This window comes from Bradyrhizobium sp., assembly GCF_016462955.1.
Lineage (GTDB): Bacteria > Pseudomonadota > Alphaproteobacteria > Rhizobiales > Xanthobacteraceae > Bradyrhizobium.
The window spans coordinates 1-3,788 of the sequence record NZ_JAEMSD010000388.1 but is presented as its reverse complement, the minus strand read 5'-3'; the positions used below and the strand labels follow the sequence as shown (position 1 = coordinate 3,788).

General features: G+C 65.7%; 4 protein-coding genes. All 4 read right to left on the bottom strand.

Annotation, left to right across the window (positions count from 1 at the left end):
- Positions 1-1,506, bottom strand: a 1,506-nt coding sequence (gene fliF / locus JHD07_RS29195; protein WP_291628465.1) for a flagellar basal-body MS-ring/collar protein FliF, incomplete at its 3' end; no start/stop codon positions are given.
- Between the two features lie 180 nt (positions 1,507-1,686).
- Complete coding sequence (locus JHD07_RS29190; protein ID WP_002714638.1) at positions 1,687-1,962, bottom strand: DUF1153 domain-containing protein; 276 nt, start codon at positions 1,960-1,962, stop codon at positions 1,687-1,689.
- A gap of 406 nt (positions 1,963-2,368) precedes the next feature.
- Entirely contained in the window at positions 2,369-3,076 is a 708-nt protein-coding gene (locus tag JHD07_RS29185; protein ID WP_291628464.1) for a flagellar hook capping FlgD N-terminal domain-containing protein, read from the bottom strand.
- 13 nt (positions 3,077-3,089) lie between these two features.
- A partial coding sequence (locus JHD07_RS29180; protein ID WP_291628462.1) for a flagellar hook-length control protein FliK occupies positions 3,090-3,788 on the bottom strand: 699 nt, incomplete at its 5' end.

The following is a 3,788-nucleotide window of genomic DNA, read 5'->3' as shown; positions in this document are numbered from 1 at the left end:
GCCCTGGACGGTGGCGACGTCGATCGCGCTGGCGGCGCCGCTCGGCAGCAGCGGCTGGCTGGCGGACGGCGTCTCTTCCGAAGCGGCGGGGCCGGTCAGCACGCCGGAGATCGCGGCAGCGACCTCGTCGGAGGCGAGGATGCGCTTGACCAGCGGGCGGATCACCAGGAACAGCACGACGAGGCCGAGCAGCATCATCACGCCGAGCTCGACGAAGTACATGACGTCGTCCTTGGTGAACTGGAGCATGCCGAGAAAGCCTGAGGGCTCGCCGATCGGAGCGGTGGAGGGGGCGTCGGCGAAGCGCAGATTGACGACCTCGACCTGGTCGCCGCGCTTCTGGTCGAAGCCGATCGCCGAGCGCACCAGGGCGGCGATGCGGTCGAGCTGATCCTTGGTGCGGTCCTGGTAGGCGAGCTCGCCCTTTTCGTTCTTGCTGTAGATGCCGTCGACCAGCACCGCGACCGAGATGCGGTTGACCCGGCCGGCCTCGGTCACCTCGGTCTTGGTGGTGCGGGAGATCTCGTAATTGTTGGTTTCTTCGGACTTCTTGCTCTGATCCTTGGCCGTGGCGCCGTTGTTCTGCTGGTTGCCGGGCAGTTCGTTGTTGACGGTGACCTGGCCGTTGTTGTCGGCGGTCATGCTCTGCTCTTCGCGGGTCTGGCTCGAGCGCAGCACGCGGCCCTCGGGGTCGAACTTGTCCGAGGTCTGGGTGACCTTGTTGAAGTCGAAATCGGCGGCGAGCTGCACGCGGGCGCGGCCGGATCCGACCACGGAGGACACGATGTCCTCGACCTGCTTGCGCATCCGCTTCTCGAAGGCGATGCGGCGCTCCTCGCCGACCGCCTGCTCCGGGTCGGTCGCGGCGCCGTCGGCGAGCAACTGGCCGGCCTCGTCGACGATCGAGACCCGCTGCGGCTTCAGCCCGTTGACGGCGGAGGCGACGAGGTGGCGGATGGCGCGGATCTGCGGCGCCTCCAGCGCGCCGCGGACGCGCACCACGATCGAGGCCGACGGCTCCGGCGCCTCGCGCGCGAACAGCGGGCGCTCGGGCAGCACCAGGTGGACGCGGGCGGCCTGGATGCGGTCGATGGCGCGGATGGTGCGGGCGAGCTCGCCCTCGAGCGCGCGCAGATGATTGATGTTCTGGACGAAGGAGGTGGTGCCGAGCGCGTCCGACTTGTCGAACACCTCGTAGCCGACGCCGCCGCCCTTGGGCAGCCCGCCCTCGGCGAGCTTCATCCGCAGACGCGTGACCTTGTCCTTGGGCACCATGATGATGGAGCCCTCGTTGCGGATCTCGAACTGGATGCCCTGGCGTTCCAGGTCCTTGATGATGCTCGAGGAATCTTCGACGGACAGGTCCGTGAACAGGGTCGTCATCTGCGGCGTGGTGACGCGCATGATGACGAAGGCGAAGAAGCCGATGAGCGCGGCGGTGACCGCGATCATCGCCCCGAACCGGGCGGCGCCGATACTCTTCAGAAAGTCCGCAAGCCCTTGCAAGCAACCGCCCCACAGCTTCGGCCGCTTTCACTGGAAAGGCCGAGTGGGCAATTATTGCCTAGGTGATGGTTTCGATATGGTTAACGAAGGTTAAGAGGTCGGACAAAAGTGCATCATGAAGAAAAACGGCCTCGCAAAGCGAGGCAGATTTTCGTCAAACACCGCAGATTTCCGGATCGCTTACTGGCGATATTGCTGGATGCGGGTGGTGCGAAGACCCGCCAGACCGTGCTGGTCGATGGAAAACTGCCAGGAGAGGAATTCGTCGACCGTCAGGGTATAACGGCTGCAGGCCTCCTCAAGGGAGAGAAGTCCACCACGAACAGCGGCGACGACTTCGGCCTTGCGGCGGATGACCCAGCGTTTGGTGCCGGGTGCAGGCAGATCCGCGATCGTCAACGGACTGCCGTCCGGCCCGATGACGTATTTTACCCTCGGGCGATGGGGTTCTGTCATGGCGTACTCACAAACTCTCAACCACTGAACTCACGCCCTAACCGTAACCCCCGCGGCTTAAAAATCCGCTAAGCCTAAGGCTTCAATACAATTCTCCTTGAATCTTGCCGGAACAGGCCCGTCTCGGCCGGCGGGACGGTGACATCCGGGCGGGCCGAGGCGGAGTTCGTAAATACTTTACTAACGAATTGAGCCTGCGGTCGCATTGCGGAGGCCCTCTCTTTGTCATCCCGGGGCGCGCGGAGCGCGAGCCCGGGATCCATAACCCCAGGAAGGGGTTTGACGACGACTCGGGGTTACCAGTATGCGCTGCAACCACTCCCTGTGGCTATGGATCCCCGCCCCCGCGCGCAATTGCGCACTAGGCGGGGATGACACCGGAGTTTGTTGCTGCGGTGTTCCGCTATCAATTGCTGCTCGTCGCGATGATGCTCTTGACCTGGCTCAGCGTGTAGCTGGCGCCGTCGATGGTGAGCAGCGGCGGCGACTGGGTCAGGTCGACCGACGACACCACGCCCTGCACCTGCGCGGCGATGCCGACATTGTTGTTCGCGACGTCCTTGCCGGTGGCCGAGATCGTGTACTTGCCGTCGGGCCATTGCGTGCCGTCATTGCCCATGCCGTTCCAGGTGAACGGGATGTCGTTGCCGGCGGCGGCGGTGTACTTGCCGTTGAACACGGTCTGGCCGCTCGAATTGGCGATGGAGATCTCGACCGTGGAGTCGGTCGGCACGTTGAGATGCCAGACAGCCGTGGAGTTGGTCATGCTCGCGGTCGAGCCGTCGACCAGGGCGGTCTTGCCGACGAAGCCGAGCGCCTGGGTCGCCTGCGTGGTCTGCTGCAGGCTGACGAGCTGGGCCAGCGAATCGTTGGTCTTGAGCTGCTGCTCGACGCCGGCGAACTGCACCAGCTGCTGGGTGAACTGGTTGGTGTCGAGCGGATCCAGCGGGTTCTGGTTCTGCAGTTGCGTCGTCAGCAGGGTCAGGAAGGTCTGGAAGTTGCCGGCGAGCGTCGACCCCGTGGTCGAGCTCAGCGTGTTGGACGAGGAGGATTTCGGCAGGTCGGTCGTCCCGGAGACGACGGAGGGGGCGGTCGCGGCATTTGTGGTGGTCATGTCTCGATACTCCTCACACTCTGATGTCGACGCCGCTGCTCGACGCGAGCATGCGGCCGTAGCCGCGTCCGACGGGCGCGGCAGCGACGCTTTCGTCCTCGCTGATGATCAGCCGGCGGGCGTTGCCGCCATTGTCGTTGTTCTGGCCGGAATTCTGGCCCGAATTCTGGTCGCGCAGGCTGAAGGACAGCCCGTTGCCGCCGGTCTTGAAGCCGGCATCGTCGAGTGCGCGCTGCAATTGCGGCGCGTCCTGGCGCAGCATCTGCAGCGTCTCCGGCTTCTCCACCGTCAGATGCGAGGTGACGTTGCCGTTGCGGTCGATATTGATGCGGACGTCGATCTTGCCGAGCTCGGCCGGGTCGAGGCTGATGTCGAACCGGGACTTGCCGGCGCGAATCGCGGCCGCGATCTCGATCGGGATGCCGCTGACCGGAACGGCCGCGTGGGTCGCCGCGGTCGCGGTGAGCGTCGCGGTGGATGCGGTGGCGGCCGAGGTCGTATGGGTCAGCGGCGCCTGCACGGCGGAGGCGGCCTGCGCGCTGGTGTCGGAGGGGGCAGTTGCGGCCTGCGTGCCCGTATGGGCGGCCGCGGCCGGCGCGCCCTGTGCCGGATCGGCGGCGCGCTCGACGGCAGCTGCCTTGGCCTCGGTCGCTCCGCTCTCGCCCTGGGGCTTGAGGCCTTGCGCATGGGTGCCACTGGCCGTTACCGCGGC